13 protein-coding genes and 2 pseudogenes are annotated in these 17227 nt (G+C 74.8%); 8 read left to right on the plus strand and 7 right to left on the minus strand.

Going from position 1 to position 17227, the window contains the following annotated elements; translation table 11 throughout:
- The first annotated feature begins 225 nt into the window (after window positions 1-225).
- Window positions 226-1017 (plus strand): DeoR/GlpR family DNA-binding transcription regulator, encoded by a 792-nt coding sequence (locus XF36_RS07745; protein WP_060714509.1) that lies wholly within the window; start codon window positions 226-228, stop codon window positions 1015-1017.
- A 14-nt stretch (window positions 1018-1031) separates the two neighbouring features.
- Window positions 1032-2111 (plus strand): galactose-1-phosphate uridylyltransferase, encoded by a 1080-nt coding sequence (gene galT, locus XF36_RS07750; protein ID WP_060714510.1) that lies wholly within the window; start codon window positions 1032-1034, stop codon window positions 2109-2111.
- Window positions 2112-2373: 262 nt separating this feature from the next.
- Here galT and XF36_RS31395 read toward each other — a convergent pair whose 3' ends face one another.
- On the minus strand, window positions 2374-3507 hold the full coding sequence (locus XF36_RS31395) for a C40 family peptidase (protein ID WP_060711456.1): 1134 nt from the start codon (window positions 3505-3507) through the stop codon (window positions 2374-2376).
- Between the two features lie 779 nt (window positions 3508-4286).
- Between XF36_RS31395 and XF36_RS07760 the strand changes: the two genes are divergently transcribed.
- On the plus strand, window positions 4287-5660 hold the full coding sequence (locus tag XF36_RS07760; protein WP_060711457.1) for a glycosyltransferase family 2 protein: 1374 nt from the start codon (window positions 4287-4289) through the stop codon (window positions 5658-5660).
- A gap of 97 nt (window positions 5661-5757) precedes the next feature.
- On the opposite strand, the gene XF36_RS31400 is transcribed toward XF36_RS07760, so the two are convergent.
- Window positions 5758-6516 carry an enoyl-CoA hydratase gene (locus XF36_RS31400; RefSeq protein WP_060711458.1) on the minus strand — a complete coding sequence of 253 codons (759 nt, stop codon included), beginning with the start codon at window positions 6514-6516 and terminating at the stop codon, window positions 5758-5760.
- The gene (locus XF36_RS31405; RefSeq protein WP_060711459.1) at window positions 6513-7682 is read right to left on the minus strand and encodes a CaiB/BaiF CoA transferase family protein; all 1170 of its coding nucleotides are present in this window, start codon (window positions 7680-7682) and stop codon (window positions 6513-6515) included. The genes XF36_RS31400 and XF36_RS31405 overlap by 4 nt, the downstream gene beginning before the upstream one ends.
- 71 nt (window positions 7683-7753) lie before the next feature.
- Between XF36_RS31405 and XF36_RS07775 the strand changes: the two genes are divergently transcribed.
- Window positions 7754-8482: a GntR family transcriptional regulator gene (locus XF36_RS07775; RefSeq protein WP_374203909.1), complete on the plus strand. Its 729-nt coding sequence runs from the start codon at window positions 7754-7756 to the stop codon at window positions 8480-8482.
- Between the two features lie 14 nt (window positions 8483-8496).
- Here the strand turns inward: XF36_RS07775 and XF36_RS07780 are convergent, their stop codons facing one another.
- The 3 genes and pseudogenes from XF36_RS07780 to XF36_RS07785 all read right to left on the minus strand — a co-directional run bounded on the left by XF36_RS07780 (window position 8497) and on the right by XF36_RS07785 (window position 10659).
- The gene (locus XF36_RS07780) at window positions 8497-8994 is read right to left on the minus strand and encodes an IclR family transcriptional regulator (protein ID WP_238589172.1); all 498 of its coding nucleotides are present in this window, start codon (window positions 8992-8994) and stop codon (window positions 8497-8499) included.
- 125 nt (window positions 8995-9119) lie between these two features.
- Window positions 9120-9254: pseudogene (locus XF36_RS33830) on the minus strand (helix-turn-helix domain-containing protein); the annotation flags it as partial.
- A 4-nt stretch (window positions 9255-9258) separates the two neighbouring features.
- Entirely contained in the window at window positions 9259-10659 is a 1401-nt protein-coding gene (locus XF36_RS07785; RefSeq protein ID WP_060711461.1) for an SLC13 family permease, read from the minus strand.
- Window positions 10660-10938: 279 nt separating this feature from the next.
- On the opposite strand from XF36_RS07785, the gene XF36_RS07790 reads away from it, so the two are divergent.
- From XF36_RS07790 to XF36_RS07800, 4 genes and pseudogenes are all read left to right on the plus strand, one after another.
- A complete protein-coding gene (locus tag XF36_RS07790) occupies window positions 10939-12105 on the plus strand; it encodes a pyridoxal-phosphate-dependent aminotransferase family protein (protein ID WP_060711462.1) in 1167 nt (388 codons plus the stop codon).
- Window positions 12106-12284: 179 nt separating this feature from the next.
- Window positions 12285-13675 (plus strand): annotated as a pseudogene (locus tag XF36_RS33835) (FAD-binding oxidoreductase); the annotation flags it as partial.
- A 237-nt stretch (window positions 13676-13912) separates the two neighbouring features.
- Window positions 13913-15112, plus strand: a complete 1200-nt coding sequence (locus XF36_RS33840) for a (Fe-S)-binding protein (protein WP_238589299.1) — start codon at window positions 13913-13915, stop codon at window positions 15110-15112.
- A 4-nt stretch (window positions 15113-15116) separates the two neighbouring features.
- Complete coding sequence (locus XF36_RS07800) at window positions 15117-15887, plus strand: fumarylacetoacetate hydrolase family protein (RefSeq protein ID WP_060711463.1); 771 nt, start codon at window positions 15117-15119, stop codon at window positions 15885-15887.
- 35 nt (window positions 15888-15922) lie between these two features.
- Here the strand turns inward: XF36_RS07800 and XF36_RS07805 are convergent, their stop codons facing one another.
- Window positions 15923-17113: a glycosyltransferase family 4 protein gene (locus XF36_RS07805; RefSeq protein WP_238589173.1), complete on the minus strand. Its 1191-nt coding sequence runs from the start codon at window positions 17111-17113 to the stop codon at window positions 15923-15925.
- Between the last annotated feature and the right edge of the window lie 114 nt (window positions 17114-17227).

Consider the following 17227-nt stretch of genomic DNA (forward strand, 5'->3'; position numbering starts at 1 on the left):
TGCCGGTCCGCCGGCCGGTGGTGCACGACGGCGCGTTGCGCGGACCAACGCACAAGCTAGACCGGATTCGATCAGAAGTGAACACTTTCGCTCGAACTCGAGACCGCTCGGTGACCTGGATGCCCCTCGGGTAGCCGATCGATACGCTCGGTCAACACTTGCCGCACGTTCGGTTGTGTTGCATTCTGTGCGGGTGAAGCCCCGACGGTGTCCGGCCCGGACACGATGAGCCTGCTCGCCGAGCAGCGGCGCGAGGTGATCGTGGAGCAGGTCCGCACCCGCGGCGCGGTGCGGGTGTCCGAGCTCGCCGACCACCTCGGTGTGTCGGAGATGACCGTGCGCCGCGATCTCGACGTGCTGGCCCGGCGCCGCCTGGTGGACAAGGTGCACGGCGGCGCGACGGCCGTCGGCGAGCACACCACGTCCGAGCCCGGGTTCGCCGCCAAGTCGGTGTGCGAGCTGGAGGAGAAGGACGCCATCGCCGCCGCGGCCGCCGAGCTGGTGACCCCCGGCGCCGCGATCGGGCTGTCCGCGGGCACGACGACCTGGCGGCTCGCCCGGCTGCTCGCCGCGGTGCCGCGGCTGACGGTGGTGACCAACTCCGTCGCCGTCGCGGACGCGCTGCACACCGGCGGCGCCGACTCCCGCGGGACCACGGTGATCCTGACCGGAGGTGTGCGGACGCCGTCGGAGGCGCTGGTCGGCCCGGTCGCGATCGCCGCGCTGCGCTCGCTGAACCTGGAGACGGTGTTCCTCGGGGTGCACGGGATGAGCGCCGCGGCGGGCTTCTCCACCCCGAACCTCACCGAGCGCGACACCAACCGCGCCCTGATCGAGTCCGGCAGCAGGCTGGTGGTCGTCGCCGACCACACCAAGTGGGGCACCGTCGGGATCTCGACGATCGCCGAGCTGTCCGAGGCCGACGTGCTCGTGACCGACAGCGGTCTGGCCGACGCCGACCGTGCGGTCCTCGAGGGCGAGGTCGACCACGTGATCATTGCCCGGCCCGGAAGGTGACGTACGTGCAGAAGGTGCAGAAGCTGGCCACCCGGATGGCCGACGGCCGGGAGATCCTCTGGTTCGACGGCCCCGACCACGCACCCCGGGACCCGGCCGACCTGGTCGACGCCCGCGACCTCCCGCGGGTGGTGCCCGCCTCGCAGCTGCGCTACGACGCGCTGGCCGGGGAGTGGGTGACGATCGCCGCGCACCGGCAGGACCGCACCTACAAGCCGCCGGCCGACCAGTGCCCGCTGTGCCCCAGCCGCGATGGTCGCCACACCGAGGTGCCGAGCCCGGAGTACGGCGTCGTCGCGTTCGAGAACCGCTTCCCGGCCTTCGGATCCGCACCCGGCGCCCCGCTGCCCGAACCGGGCCCGGTGCCGCAGGCGGCGTCGGGGCGGTGCGAGGTCGTCTGCTTCACCGACGACCACGACACCCCGTTCTCCCGGCTCACCCCCGACCGGGCGCGCCTGGTCCTGGAGGCGTGGGCCGACCGGACCGCCGAGCTGGGTGCCCGGCCGGGGGTCCGCTACGTCTTCCCGTTCGAGAACCGGGGCGCCGAGATCGGGGTGACGCTGTCCCACCCGCACGGACAGATCTACGCCTACCCCTACGTCCCGCCGTTCCCGCAGCGGATGCTGGCCCACGTTGCCGCGCACCGCGAGGCCACGGGGGAGAACCTGTTCGACACGCAGCTGGCCGCCGAGCGGGCGGGGGAGCGCGTCGTCGTGGCCGGGGAGCACTGGACGGCGTTCGTGCCGCAGGCGGCGCGCTGGCCGGTCGAGGTGCACCTGTACCCGCACCGGCCCACCCCGGACCTGCCCGCCCTCGACGAGGCCCAGCGCGCCGAGTTCGCGACCCTCTACCTGGACGTGCTGCGCCGCCTCGACGCCCTCTACGACGACGAGCTGCCCTACGTCGCGGGCTGGAACCAGGCACCGGTGCTGGAGTCCGACGGCCGCTCCGACGCCCGGCTGCACCTTCGGCTGCACTCGATCCGCCGGGCCCCCGGGAAGATCAAGTACCTGGCCGGGTCCGAGTCCGGCGCTGGCGCGTTCATCTCCGACGTGCTGCCCGAGGCCGTCGCCGAACGACTCCGCTCGCTGTAACCGCCGCCTCCCACGGGAGCCGCCCGCCGGTGCTGCCCGCGGTCCGCCATGATCCGCAGCTCGCGCGGTGATCCGTTGTTCGCGCGCGCCCCGCGGATCGCCGCGCGCCGGGCGGATCACCGCGCGGGCTGCGGGTCTGCGCGGGCTGTGAGGCTGTGGGTCGCTGGTCGGGCCCTGGGCCGCGGGCGGGCGGGGTCCGGACGTGCGTCGAGGCCGCACCCCTCCCCAGGGGTGCGGCCTCGAAGGCAGGGTGCGGCGGGGGTCAGACCCGGACGGCGTTGTGGAACGGCATCGCGTCGACGTCGGAGTACTTGACCGGCTCGCCGCTGGTGGAGGCGTGGAGCACCTTGCCGTTGCCGGCGTAGATGCCGACGTGGCTCACGGGGGAGTAGAAGAACACCAGGTCGCCGGGCTTGAGCTGGCTCTTGGAGACCGGGGTGCCGTCCATCTGCGACTGCGCGCTGGAGGTGCGCGGCAGGTCGATGCCGATCTGCTCGAACGCCCACACCATCAGGCCGGAGCAGTCGAACGCGCTCGGGCCGGTGGCGCCCCACTTGTAGGGCTTGCCGAGCTGCTGCTTGGCCTGCGCGAGCGCCTGGGAGCCCTCGGCGGAGCCGCCGGTCAGGCCGCCGACGATGTCGCCGATCACGCCGCCACCGTCGCCGTCGTCGTCCCCGCCGTGCCGGGCCGACGCCGCGGCGGCCTTCGCCCGGGCCTCGGCCGCCTTCGCCGCGGCCTCCTTCTGGGCGACGGCGGCGATGCGGGCCGCGTCGGCCTTCTCGAAGGCCTGCGGGACCGACGCGGTGACGTGCTCGAATCCGCTGGTCAGGGTGGACGCGGCGTCGCTGGTGCCGGTGCCGCCGTGCTCGGAGCCCGCAGCCGGGACCGACAGCTTCATCGTGGCCTCGTTGGCCGCGCCGGTGAGGTCCATGTCCGCGGAGGTCTCGGGGGACTGCTCCGGGGACTCCGGGGAGCTGAGCGTCGACACGACGCCCATGACCGCGGTGGCGCCGACCAGCGTCGCCGACATGGTCGCGACGACGGCGCGCGGGTGACGCCCGAGCGGCCCGGTGTCCGACGTGCCGCGGAGCAGGCCGATCGCGGTCCGCGAGGTGACGCCGGCGGGGGTGTCCGGCGCGTCGCGGGTGATGACGGTGTCGCCGCCGGACGCGGCGGGGACGCCGGTCGCGGGGGTGTCGATGCGCTCCAGGTCCGGGCCGGGGGCCTCGGAACGGCGGGCGCGGCGGCTGCCGGGTGCGGGGGCGTCGAAACCGGCCTCGGAGTAGCGCGCGAGCAGCTCGGCGGCGGAGATGCCCGCGCCGGCGTCACGGTCCCGGCGACGCCGGGGGACGTCGCTCTCGGGTGTATGGAGGTCCGGGGTGAGTGCAGTGGTCATTCGGGGGTCCTCGCCACCTCGGATCCGCCCCGGTCCTCGTGACCGGACACGGCTCCGCCCGCTGCGTGCTGGGTGGGCGCCAGGGGGAGTGTCGGTCAGCGGGGAGCGTGGGACCGACCAGGCGCACCAGCCGACGTCTCGTCGACCAGCCGAGAGCGACCGTAACCGCTCCGTGACACGGACACCGACCGGGCTCGCCGGGTGTGCGGCGAACGGCCGGTCCGGCGCGATCCGCGCACCGGGGCTGCGACCAACGGTGCAGACGGTGTGTTGTTCGGGTCGTACGGTCGTTCGGCCGCGCCGAACGGTGTGCGTACGCGGGTGTCGCAGTGCGCACGGTGACCGGGAGAGCCCCGGACGGACCACCATGTCCCGAACCCGGCGGTGCCGCCGGTGGCACCTCGTCGGCGTGACTGGGCCGGGAAGTCGTCCGGACCGTGGCGGACGGAGCAGCGCACGATGCGGGTCCCGTGCCTGGTGAGCGCGGGTGTCGTGTGCTCTGCGACGATCGGGGTGGGTGCCCGTCGCGACCGGCGGGGCGTGCGCCGGCCGGGTCGATGCCCGGGCCGGTGCCCGGAGCGGGAACCGGTGCGGCTCGGCGTGACGCCGGCCGCACACGGTGAACCGGGCGGCGGTCCGCGACGTAGGCATCCGGGAGGCACGCGGGGGGCGTCCGGGAGCGGACGGGCTCCGGAGCCGGGCCCTCCGACCCGGCCCCCCACACGGACCCGCCGACACCGACCACCGACACCGACCCACGATCGCGGGAGGTCGCAGCAGTGCCGGACCGAGCAGGCGACCCCGTCTGGGTGGGTGAGCTCGCCCACCACCGCGGCGTGCACGGCAGCGGCCACGGGGCCGGTGACCTCGTCGTCCCGCCGCGGTTCGGCTCGGCCCGGCTGCTGGTCACCGACGGCGGTGTCCCCGTCGGTCAGGCCGTCGTCCCGCTGCACGGGGGCCGGGCGCGCGCCGCGGACCTGGCGCGGGCCGCCGCGACCGTCGCCGGGCGCGAACCACCGGCCGAGCCCGCGGTGTCGGCCGAGCCGCTGACCGTCGTCGTCGCGACGCGGGGCCGGCCGGAGAGCGTGCGTCGCTGCCTGGCCGCGGTGCTGGCCGGCGACCACCCGGACGTGACCGTGCTCGTCGTCGACAACGACCCGCCCGACGAGCGCACCCGCGAGGTCGTCCGCGACTGCGGGGACCCGCGGGTCCGCTACGTCCGTGAGCCGCGCCGCGGTGTCTCGGTCGGGCGCAACCGCGGCCTCGCCGAGGCCCGCACCGCGGTCGTCGCGTTCACCGACGACGACACCGAGCCAGACCCGAGGTGGGCGTCACGGATCGCCGGGTCCTTCGCCGAGGACCCCGAGCTCGTCGCGCTGAGCGGTCCGGTGCTCGCCGCGCGGCTGGAGACCCCCGAGGAGCGGGCCGCCGACGTCGCGCTGGCCTGGAACAAGGGTTTCCTGCCGCGCCGGTTCCGGCTCGACGACCCACCCGCGGACTCCCCGGTGTTCCCGTTCTCCCCGGGCCTGTTCGGGATCGGCGCCAACCTGGCGGTGCGTGCCGAGCCGGTCCGCGCGCTCGGCGGGTTCGACGAGGCGCTCGGCCCGGGCATGCCCACCCGGGGCGGCGAGGACATCGAGCTGCTGGTCCGGATCGTGCTCGACGGCGGCACCCTGGCCTACCTGCCGTCGGCGTGGGTGTGGCACCACCACCGGCCGTCGTCGGGGGAGCTGCGCGACCAGATGGGCGGCTACGCGCTCGGCCTGGGCGCCTTCCTGGGCAAGGTGGCGCTGGACCCGCGGGCGCGCCGGCTGGCGGTGCGGCGGTTCCCGGCCGCGCTGGGGCGGCTGCGCGACATCGTGCGCCGCGAGTCCTCGGCGCCGAGGGCCGTCGCGCGGGCCCGCCACGAGCAGCAGACACCCGCGATCGTCGGCGGGCCCGGGCCGTCGCCGGAGCGGTTCGGGTCGGTCGCGGTCGAGGAGCACCCGGCGCCGCAGGACGTCGTCGCGCTGCCGGGGGGTGCGGGCGCCCGCAAGCTGCGCGGGCTGGTGTCGGGTCCGGCGCTCTATCTGCAGGCCCGCCGCCAGGTCCAGGCCGCGGGCGGGACGACCCCGCCGCTGACCGGCCCGGCCCGGCCGCTGCGGCGCCGCTGACCGCGGTCCGGGCCCGGCGGTCCCGCCACCCGGGACCGGCGGTCCGGCGCCCACCCCGGGGCTCCGGTCCGCCCCGGTGGCGGACCGGAGCCCGGGATCAGGTCCCGGTCCAGCTCGGGGTGCCGCCCTGCCCGAAACCGGCGACCGTCGTGCGGAAGTCGGTCGAGCCGTAGACGCGGTCGACCACCGCGGTGTCGTCGGCGGACCGGTCGTCCAGCAGCCGCTTGGTCGCCCAGATCGTCAGCGGCGCGCCGGTGGTGAGCCGCCCGGTGAGCGCGTCCAGCCCCGCGCCGAGGTCGTCGACGACGGCGTGCAGGAACCCCGGCACCCGCGCGGCCTCCTCGGTCTCCAGCATCCGCGCGGTGAGCAGCAGGTCCGCGGTCAGCGGTCGGCCCAGGGCCTCGACCATCAGGTCCAGGGTCCGCGCGGACAGGCAGTTGCCCAGCGTGCGGGCGATCGGCACGCCGAACCGGGACCCGGGCGTCGCGATGCGCAGGTCGGCCGCGCAGGCGATGCCCAGCCCGCCGCCGACGCAGTACCCGGCCACCGCGGCCACGGTGGGCACGCCGACGGCGCGGACCCGGTCGAGCACTGCGGTGACCCGGCGCTCGTAGGCCACCCCGTCGGCGCCCGAGGTGAACGCGCGGAACTGGCCGATGTCGGTGCCCGCGGCGAAGGCCCGGCCGCCCTCGCCGCGCACGACGAGCGCCCGGACCTCCGGGTCGGCGTCGGCCCGCTCGCACGCCGCCACCAGCCCCTCGTACATGTCCCAGGTCAGCGCGTTGCGCCGCTCGGGACGGCGGAAGGTCACGGTGAGCACCCCGGCCGCGAGCTCCGCGGTCACCTCCGGGCTCACGCGTGGCCCCCGCGGGCGGGGTCGGACAGCTCGGCGAGGACATCGTCGGTCGCCGCGCCGAGCGGGGGCCCGGCGGTGCCCCGCCGCGCGGGGGTGCGGGAGAAGCGCATCGGCGACCCCAGCTGGCGGACCGCGGGCAGGGTCGGGTGTGGGGCGTCCCAGAAGAAGTCCCGGCCGGTGAGCAGCGGGTCGGTGAAGACCTCGTCGTAGCCGGCGATGGACGCGCAGGGGACCCCGGCCGCGTCGAGCGCGGCGAGCACGTCGGACGACGACCGGGTGGTCGTGACCGTCTCGATGCAGTCGATCAGCGCCACCCGGTTCGCCAGCCGCGAGCCGGGGTCGGCGAAGCGGGGGTCGTGCTCGAGGCGTTCCAGCCCGAGCGCCGCGCACAGCGACGTCCAGAGCCGGGTGGTGTTCGCACCGACCGTCACGTGCCCGTCGCGGGTGCGGACGGCCTGGTAGGGGGCGTAGCGCTGGTGGGCCGAGCCCTGCCGCGCGGGCACCTCCCCGTCGCCGAGGTACATGCCCGCCTCCCACACCGCGAGCGAGACGCCCGACTCCAGCAGCGAGACGTCGATGTGCTGGCCGGTCCCGGAGCGGTCCCGCTCGCGCAGCGCCGCGGTCACCGCGAGCGCCACGTAGAGCGCGGTCACCAGGTCGCAGACCGGCACGCCCACCTTGACCGGGTCGCCGTCGGGCTCCCCGGTCACGCTCATCAGTCCGCTCGCGGCCTGCGCCATGATGTCGAGCCCCGGCCGCGTCGCGGCCGCACCGTCGACGCCCCAGCCCGACGCCGAGGCGTACACCAGCTCCGGGCGGCGCTGCGCCAGGGCTTCGTAGCCGAGCCCGAGCCGGTCCATCGCGCCCGGCCGCAGGTTCTCCACCACCACGTCGGCGCGGTCGACCAGGGCCAGGAACGCGGCGCGGCCCCGCTCGTCCTTGAGGTCGAGGACGACGGACTCCTTGTTGCGGTTGAGCCGCAGGAACGGGGAGCTCTCGCCGTCGAGGAACGGCCCCGCGGACCGGGTCGGGTCGCCGGTGCCCGGCGGCTCGACCTTGACCACCCGGGCTCCGAGGTCGGCGAGCTGCATCGTCGCGAACGGCGCGGCCATGAAGGCCCCCACCTCCAGCACGAGCACTCCGGTCAGCGGTGGGTCGGTCTGCATCGGCAGCCCTCCGGGGTCGTCGGCGTCGGCCTTGATATACGGTATACGGAATCACGGGAGAGGTGGGTGCGGTGACCGCGGTGCAGACGGGTACCGGTGGCCGGATCGTCGCGCCGCCGTCCATGGCGGAGCTGGCGACCGACGCCCTGCGCGCGATGATCTTCTCCGGGGAGCTCGCGCTGGGGGAGCGGCTGGTCGAGGCGCGCCTGACCGAGCGGCTCGGGGTCTCCCGCCCGCCGCTGCGCGAGGCGCTGCAGACGCTGACCCACGAGGGCCTGGTCGTCGCGCACCCGCGGCGCGGCGCGACCGTGCGCACGCTGACCCGGCACGACGTCTACGAGATCGTGACCCTGCGCGAGGACCTGGAGGCGCTCGCCGTCCGCCTCGGTGTGCCGGTGCGCGTGCCCGAGCGGCTGGAGCGCTGCCGGGCGGCCCTGGCGGCGTTCGAGGAGGTCGGCCGGGCCGGCGACGAGAGCCGGTTCCTGCACCACAAGTTCGAGTTCCACCTGTCGCTGGTCGCTCTGGCCGGGCACTCGCGGCTGACCGAGGCCTACCGGGCGTTGTCGTTCCAGATGCAGCTGTGCATGGCGATGAACCGCACCGCCCGTCGCGAGTCCCTGCTGGAGAACGTCGAGCGGCACCGTGAGCTGCTCGCGGTGGTCGAGGCGGGGGACCCGGAGGTCGCACAGCGGGCCCTGACCGAGCACGGCCACACGTCGTTCCTGCTCGACCTCGTCGACCGGCTCGACGGCGGCACGCCGGAGTCCGAGGAGTGGCTCGCCCGCCGCCGCGGGGCCTGAGCTCCGGGCGGCGCTCACGCGAGCGTCCCACCGATGCCCTCGGCGGCGGCCCGCAGCAGCGCGGCCGCCTCGGGGACTCGGTCGTGTCCGAAGCGGTGGATCGGGCCGGACACCGACAGCGCCGCCGGGCTGGACACCCCGGCGAGCGGGACGGCCACGCAGAACACACCGACCTCCTGCTCCTCGGCGTCCACGGCGAACCCGGCCCGGCGGATGCGGTCGAGCTCGTCGAGCAGCCGGTCGGGGTCGACGACGGTGTGGTCGGTCGCCGCGGGCAGCCCGGTGGAGCCCAGCAGCCGCCGTGCCGCGGGCGCGGGCAGCTGGGCGAGCAGCGCCTTCCCGACGCCGGTGCTGTGCAGCGGCACCCGTCGCCCGACCTCGGTGAACGTCCGCATCGAGTGCGGCCCGGGCACCTGCGCGGTGTAGACGGCGCGCTCCCCGTCGAGCACGGCCATGTTGGCGGTCTCGCCGAACCGCTCCGCCACCGCGCGCAGGTCGTCCCCGGCGCGCACCCCAGCACCCGCGACGCCCGGTCCCCGAGCCCGATCAGCCGGGGCCCCAGGGTGTAGCGGCGGTTGGCCACCTGGTGGGCGTGGCCGAGCTCGCGCAGGGTCGCGACGATCCGGTGGATCGTGGGCTGCGGCAGGTCGACGGCCACGGCGAGCTCGCTGATCGACAGCTCCCCGTCCGCCTCGGCCAGGACGTCGAGGATCCGGAAGGCCCGGACGACGGACTGGACGCCGCCGCCCGGGCCTGCTCCCGTTCCCGGCACCGGATCAGCCCCAGCCGGGGACGACGAAGATCAGCCAGCTCAGCAGCGGCGCCACCGCGCACATGCTGAAGCCCCAGATCATGAGCCCGCGGAACACCCGGTCGGTCTGGTCGGCCGGCGCGTTCGCGACGACCAGCGCCCCGCTGGTGGAGAACGGCGAGGAGTCCACCACCGACGACGACAGCGACAGCGCGATGATCAGGCCGACCGCGCCCACCTCGCCGGCGAGCAGGAACGGCACGGCCAGCGGGATCAGGGCGCCGAGGATGCCGGTGGTCGAGGCGAACGCGGACACGATCGCGCCGATCAGGCAGATGATGATCGCGGCCAGCAGCGGGGACCCGATCGTCGTCACGAGGTTGCCGAGCCAGTCGATCGTGCCGACCCGTTCCATCAGCGACACGAAGGTCACGATCCCGCAGATCAGCAGCACCGTCGGCCACGCGACCTGCCCGACGGCCGCCTTGGCCGAGGACGGCGAGATGACCGAGAGGACCGCGGCCACGGTGAGCGCGGTGAAGCCGACGTCGAGGCCGAACGCGAGTGCGCCGACGGCCAGGGCGACCAGGCCCAGGATCGTGAACACGTGGTCGCGTTCGAGCGGGCGGTGCGGCTCGTCGTCGTCCGGGCCGTGCGGCTCGGCGGCCCCGGACCCACCGGACCCGGTCCAACCGGTCACCGTCCGTGATCGGCCGTGCGGAACGGCGCCGCCGCCCAGGGCGAGCGAGGTGCCCGGCTCGGCGGCCACGGCGACCCGGTCGTCGCCGGCGCCGGAGGATCCCGCGGCATCCCGGGAACGGCGGAGCAGTTCCCGTCCGCCGAACATCAGGAACACGACGATGCTGAGCGCGAGATTGAACACGAACGACGAGACGAACAGCAGTCCCGGATTGCTCGGCAGGTTGTTGCGGGCGACGACACCGTTCACGATGCTGCCGAAGATGCTGATCGGCGAGAAGCCGCCCGCGCTCGCCCCGTTGATGATGAGAAGGCCCATCAGCATCGGGTTGATCTTGTAGCGCTGGGCGAATCCCATGCCGATCGGCGCGATGATGGCGACCGCGGCGGGGACGACGGCGCCGACCGCGGTCAGGACCGCGGTGACGCCGAACATGACCCACGGGATCAGCGCGATCCGGCCACCGACGGCCCGTACCGCCAGCTGGACCAGGCGATCCACGGTCCCGTTGCCCTTGGCGATGGCGAACAGCAGGGTCACGCCGACGAGGATCACGAACAGGTCGCCGGGGAACCCGCCGACGATGTCGTCGGTGTCCTCCCCGACGAACGCCGTGCCGACGACGAACGCGGCGACGAAGGCCAGCGCGCCCATGTGGACCGGCAGGATCGTCGCTATCAGGAACACCAGGGCGAGTGCCACGATGGTGATGAGTTCGATGGACATCGGTTTCCTCTGGGGTCGGCACTGACGCAGACAGGAACTGATGACGCGGTCCGCGCGACGTCGCCGGGCCGCATTTTCCGCACTGCGGAAAACGAATTCGATATCCCGAGTATCAGCAGGATCACACACGCCCGTCAAGCGGCGTCGATGCCGCCCGCCGGGGTGTGGGAAGGCCCTGCAGCACCCTCTCGACGGCAGACTGTAGACGGTATACCGTCATCAGCGCGAGACCCGGATTCCGCCATCCGGAACCATCGGTCACCGAGCGTGGAGGACCTCATGACGTACGCAGCCGGTCGGCACTTCCTGCAGATCCCCGGCCCGACGAACGTGCCGGACTCGGTGCTGCGCGCCATGTCGGCCGCGACGATCGACCACCGCGGCCCGGACTTCCAGGCGCTGGGGACGGAGCTGCTGCGCGACGTCCGCCCGGTCTTCGGCACCACCGGCCCGGTCGTGATGTACCCGGCCACCGGCACCGGCGCGTGGGAGGCGGCCCTGGTCAACACCCTGAACCCGGGGGAGACGGTGCTGTGCTTCGAGACCGGGCACTTCGCCACGCTGTGGCAGGAGATGGCGGGCCGGCTCGGGCTCCGGGTGGACCTCGTGCCCGGCGACTGGCGGCACGGGGCGGACCCCACCGTCGTCGCCGAACGGCTCGCCGCCGACACCGGCCGCCGGATCGCCGCCGTCTGCGTGGTGCACAACGAGACCTCGACCGGTGTCACCAGCCGGATCGCCGAGATCCGCGCCGCGATAGACGCCGCCGACCACCCGGCCCTGCTGCTGGTCGACACCATCTCCTCGCTCGGCTCCATCGACTACCGGCACGACGAGTGGGGCGTCGACGTGACCGTCGCCGGCTCGCAGAAGGGGCTGATGCTGCCGCCGGGGATGAGCTTCAACGCGATCAGCGCCAAGGCCCTGGAGCGTTCCCGCACCGCGACGATGCCGCGCACCTTCTGGGACTGGGGCCCGATGCTCGCGGCCAACGAGCGCGGCTTCTTCCCCTACACCCCGAACACCAACCTCATGTACGGGCTGAAGGAGGCGCTGCGCCTGCTCCACGACGAGGGCCTGGAGAACGTCTTCGCCCGCCACGCCCGCCACGCCGAGGCCACCCGGGCGGCGGTGCGGGCGTGGGGCCTGGAGGTGCTGGCCCTCGACGAGCGCGAGTACTCCAGTGCGCTCACCGCCGTGCTCGTCCCCGACGACGTCGACGCCGACAAGGTCCGCGCGGTGATCCTCGACCGCTTCGACATGTCGCTGGGCGCCGGTCTCGGCCGCCTCGCCGGGCGGATCTTCCGGATCGGCCACCTCGGTGCGTTCAACGACCTCACGCTGGCCGGGACCCTCGCCGGTGTCCAGATGGGTCTCGGTCTCGCCGGGGTGCCGGTCGCGGGCTCCGGCCTCGACGCGGCGCTGGAGCGGCTGCAGACCGACTGACCCGCCCCGACCGCCCCCGCACCGTCGCGAGAGGACGCCACCCCATGACCGCCGAGCTGACCCGTCCCGCCACCGCCACCACCGCCGTCCCGGGTCTGGAGGAGACGCTCCGGTCCCGGGTGACCGGCGAGGTCGCCTTCGACGACTACAGCCGCCACCTGTTCTCCCGCGACGCGAGCATGTACGCGATCACCCCGCTCGGAGTGGTCTTCCCCCGGACCCACGACGACGTCGCCGCGGCCGTGCGCACCGCGGCCGAGTTCGGCGTGCCGGTCGTCCCGCGCGGTGCCGGCACCAGCCTGGCCGGCCAGACCGTCGGACCGGGGCTCGTGCTCGACCTGTCCCGGCACCTCAACCGGATCGTCGAGCTCGACCCGGTGGCGCGCACCGCCGTCGTCGAGGCGGGGGTGGTGCAGGACCAACTCAACCGGGCCGCGGCCGCGCACGGGCTGATGTTCGGCCCGGACACCTCCACGAGCAACCGGGCCACGATCGGCGGGATGATCGGCAACAACTCCGCGGGCAGCGGGTCGCTGACCTTCGGCATGACGATCGACCACGTCCGCGCGCTCGACGTCGTGCTGTCCGACGGCTCCACCGCCCGGCTGGAACCCGTCGACGCCGACGAGCGCCGCCGTCGTGCCGCCGCGGACACCCTGGAGGGCGCCCTCTACCGCGAGCTCCCCGCGCTGGTCACCGAGAACGAGGACGCGATCGCCGCGGGCATGCCGCTCTTCTGGCGCCGGGCCTGCGGCTACCGGCTGGACCGGCTCGCGGGCTTCGCGGAGTCCGGGACGTTCGACCTGGCGAAGCTCGTCGTCGGTGCCGAGGGCACGCTAGTTCTGGCGACCCGCGCCGTCGTCGACCTGGTGCCCAAGCCCGCGCGGACGGTCTACGCCGTCGGCCACTTCAACACCGTGCACGGCGCCATCTCCGCCACCGCCGACGCGCTGAGCTGCGATCCGCACCAGGTCGAGATGATGGTCAAGACCATCCTCGACCTGTCCCGCCGCAAGATCGAGTACGCCGACCTGGGCAACCACCTCGTCGGCGACCCGGCCGCGCTGCTGTTCGTCTCGTTCTCCGGCGACGACGAGGCCGGGCTGGTGGCGAAGCTGCGCGCGCTGGCCGCGCTCTGGGAGCGCCACGGCCACGGCTACCACACCCTGGAGCTGGTCACCCCCGCCGAGCAGGCCGCGCTGCTCAAGGTCCGCAAGTCCAGCCTCGGGCTGCTCATGGCGGCGGGGGAGGGCACCCGGCGCCCGCTGGCCTTCGTCGAGGACACCGCGGTGGCCCCGAGCACCTGGCCGAGTACACCGCGCGGTTCAAGGAGATCCTCGACGAGAACCGCCTCGAGGCGGGGTTCTACGGCCACTGCTCGGTCGGCTGCCTGCACATCCGCCCGTTCGTCGACCTCACCGACCCGGCCCAGGTCGCCACGATGCGCCGGGTCGCGGAGCGGATCAAGGACCTGGTCGCCGAGTACGGCGGCGTGAACTCCTCCGAGCACGGCGACGGCCTGGCGCGCTCGGAGTTCAACCGCGAGATCTTCGGCGACGAGCTGTACGAGGCGATGCGCCGGGTCAAGGCCCTGTTCGACCCGGGGAACGTCATGAACCCCGGCAAGATCGTCGACGCCCCGTCGATGACCGAGAACCTGCGCGACCGCGACGCGCTGCCGCCCGCCCCGCGGCTGACCACGGCGCTGTCGTTCGAGGTGATCGGCGGCCCCGGCGCCACCGGGATGCGCGACGCCGCCGACCGCTGCATGAACATCGGCCTGTGCCGCAAGACCACGGCCGGGGTGATGTGCCCGTCCTACCAGGTCACCCTCGAGGAGGAGCACTCCACCCGCGGCCGGGCGAACGCGCTGGTCAAGGCGCTGTCCGAACCGGACCCGGCCGCCGGGCTCGCCGACGGGCGGCTGCACGAGATCCTCGATCTGTGCCTCATGTGCAAGGCCTGCAAGAGCGAGTGCCCGATGGGCGTGGACATGGCCTCGCTCAAGGCCGAGGCGCTCCACCAGCAGCACGCGGTGCACGGCACGCCGCTGCGCTCGCGGCTGTTCGGCGCCATCCGCACGCTGAACCGGCTCGGGTCGGCGACCGCGCCGCTGTCCAACCTGCCCGGCCGGGTCGGGGTGCTGCGCCGGCTCGCCGAACGGACCGTCGGGATCACCGCGCGCCGCCCGCTGCCGCGCTTCGACTGGGACAACCTGGTGCGGTGGTACCGGCGCCGCGACCCCGCGCGGGCCGGGGCACCGGCCGGGACCGTCGTGTGGCTGGCCGACTCGTTCACCACCTTCACCGAGCCGCACATCGGGCGGGCCGCGATCGGCCTGCTGGAGCGCGCCGGGTGGCGGGTCGAGCTGGCCGGCGGCGGCTGCTGCGGCCGGTCCAGCCTGTCCAACGGACTGCTCGACGACGCCCGCCGCAAGGCGACCGGCCTGGTCACCTCGCTCGCCCGGGACACCCCGGCCGACGCGCCGATCGTCGGCTGCGAGCCGTCGTGCGTGTTCACCCTGCGCGACGAGACCCTCGCCCTGCTCCCGGACAGCGCCGAGGCCCGGTCGGTGGGCGAGCGGGTCCGCCAGGTCGAGGAGCTGCTCGTCGAGGCCCTCGACGACGGCCGTCTGGTCCTGCCGGAGCGGTCGGCGCTGAGCGGGCGGCGCGTGGTCTACCACGGCCACTGCCACCAGAAGGCCGAGGTCGGGACCGCGGCGACGCTCGCGCTGCTGCGCCGCATCCCCGGGCTGGAGGTCTCCGAGATCGACTCCGGCTGCTGCGGGATGGCGGGCTCGTTCGGCTTCGAGGTCGAGCACTACGCGACCTCGATGGAGGTCGGGCGGGACCGGCTGCTCCCGGCGATCGACGCCGAGCCCGCCGGCACCCTGGTCGCCGCGACCGGCGTCTCCTGCCGCCAGCAGATCTTCCACGGCGCCGGGCGCACCGCCTGGCACCCGCTGGAGCTGGTGCGCGAGGCACTCGGCCCGGCCGGGACGGGGTGAGCGGATGCGACTGGTCCGCTACGACTCCGGCCACGGCCCCCGCACGGGGCGGGTCGAGACCACCGGCGAGGGCGACGTCGTCCGCGAGCTGGGCCCGTCCGGGCCGGGAGCGGTCGCCGGGCGGCTCGCCGAGGTCGTCCTGCTCGCCCCCTGCGACCCCCGCACCATCGTGTGCGTCGGGAGCAACTACCCCTGCCAGCTCGCCGAGAAGGAGCGCCCCCGCCCGGAGCGGCCCGCGCTGTTCCTCAAGGCGCCCAACGCCGTCGTCGGGCCGGGGGAGCCGGTGCTGCGCCCGGCCGGGGTGGAACGCCTGGAGTACGAGGGCGAGCTCGCGGTGGTGATCGGTCGCCGGGCCCGCGACCTGGACGAACGCACCGCCTGGTCGCACGTGCTCGGCCTGACCTGCGCCAACGACGTCACCGCGCATGACTACCGCGCCGACGGGCAGTGGGCGCGGGCGAAGAGCGCGGACACCTTCTGCCCGCTCGGGCCGTGGATCGAGACCGAGCCGGGCGCGGGGCCGTGGGGGCTGCGGACCACGCTGAACGGCCGCACCGTCCAGGAGTCCGATACCGGGGCGATGATCTTCGACGTCGCGCGGATCCTCGCCCACGTGACCCGTTGGATCACGCTGCAGCCCGGCGACGTCGTGCTCACCGGGAGCCCCGGCGGGGTCGGGCCGATGACCGCGGGAGACCGGGTCACCGTCGAGATCGACGGCGTCGGGACCCTGGAGAACCCGGTCGCCGACCGGCCCGCGCCCGTCCCGCACTGAGCCGGGCCGGCGGGGACCGCCGCAGCCGGGCCGGATCAGCCCCGGCCCACCGGCTCCGGCGTGTCCAGCTCGGCGGGGGCGGGCGCGCCCGCCACCCCGGCCGCGCTGCGGTAGACGTCGCCGAGCCGGGCCGCCCACGGCGCCGCCGCGAACCGGTCGAGGAACCGCCGCCGGGCCCCGGCCCCGAGCCGGGCGCGCAGGTCGGCGTCGCGGGTGAGCCGCACCAGCTCGTCGGCGATCCGGGTGGCGTCGACCGGGGCCAGCAGGCCGGTCTCGCGGGTCACGATCTCCGGGATCCCGCCGACCCGCGTCGCGACCGCCGGGGTCCCGGTGCCGTGGCCGAGCAGCAGCATCCGGGGCATCGTGTCGTGCCGGGTCGTGTGCAGCTGCACGTCGGCGGCGCGGAGCAGCGCGACCGGGTCGGTGCTGCGGCGGAACGCCACCCGGCCGGACAGGGACTCGTCGGCGGCGACGCGCGACTCCAGCCACGGCCGCAGCGGCCCGTCGCCGCCCAACACCACGGTGAGCGGCTCGTCCGGACCGATCCCGGCGACGGCGTCGAGCAGCATGTCCTGCCCCTGGCCGCGGCGCATCGGCGCGACCGAGACGGCGACGACCTCGTGGTCGTCCACGCCGAGCCCGCGCCGCAGGCGCTCCCGCTCCTCGGCCGTGCCCTCGCCCGGGTCGGCGGCGCCGTCCGGGATCACCGACAGGCCCTCGGTGGACCCGGCGGCGCGGCGGTACCAGTCGCGCTGCAGGGCCGACGTCGCGATCGTGCGGGTCATGAACCGCTTGCGCGCCAACGTCTTCGCGGTCCGCCGGAGCTGGTCGCCGCGGTCGGCGGGGTGCTCGTGGATGTGGTGCAGCGTGGACACCGCCGGCACCCGCAGGCGGGCCGCGGCGGCCGAGCCGACGACGTCGGGTCGGGCTCCGTGGGTGTGCACCAGGTCGACGCCGTGCTTCCGGAACGCGGCGAGCACCTTCAGCACGGCGCGCGGGTCCCACGGTGCGACGTTCAGCTCGGCCGGCGGCGCCCCGGCACCGGACAGGAGTTCGGCGACCTCGGAGTGCCCGGACGGGGCGAGCGCGACGACCACCACCCGGAACCCCGCGTCCGGGGCGGCGACGGCGAGGTCACCGAGCGCGGCCGCGACGCCACCGTCGTCGAGCGACTCGACGAGGTGCCCGATCGTCAGGATCCTGCTGGTGCTCTCGCTGGTGGGCACCGTGACGTGGCCTCCCGGGGTGGCGCGTGGGGGTCGGTCGTCGGCGGTCGGCCGGTGACGCGGCCCGGCTCGCCGGCCACTCCGACACTACCGAGTGACGACGGGGCGAGACGG

Origin of the sequence: Pseudonocardia sp. HH130629-09 (assembly GCF_001294645.1) — a bacterium.
Lineage (GTDB): Bacteria > Actinomycetota > Actinomycetes > Mycobacteriales > Pseudonocardiaceae > Pseudonocardia.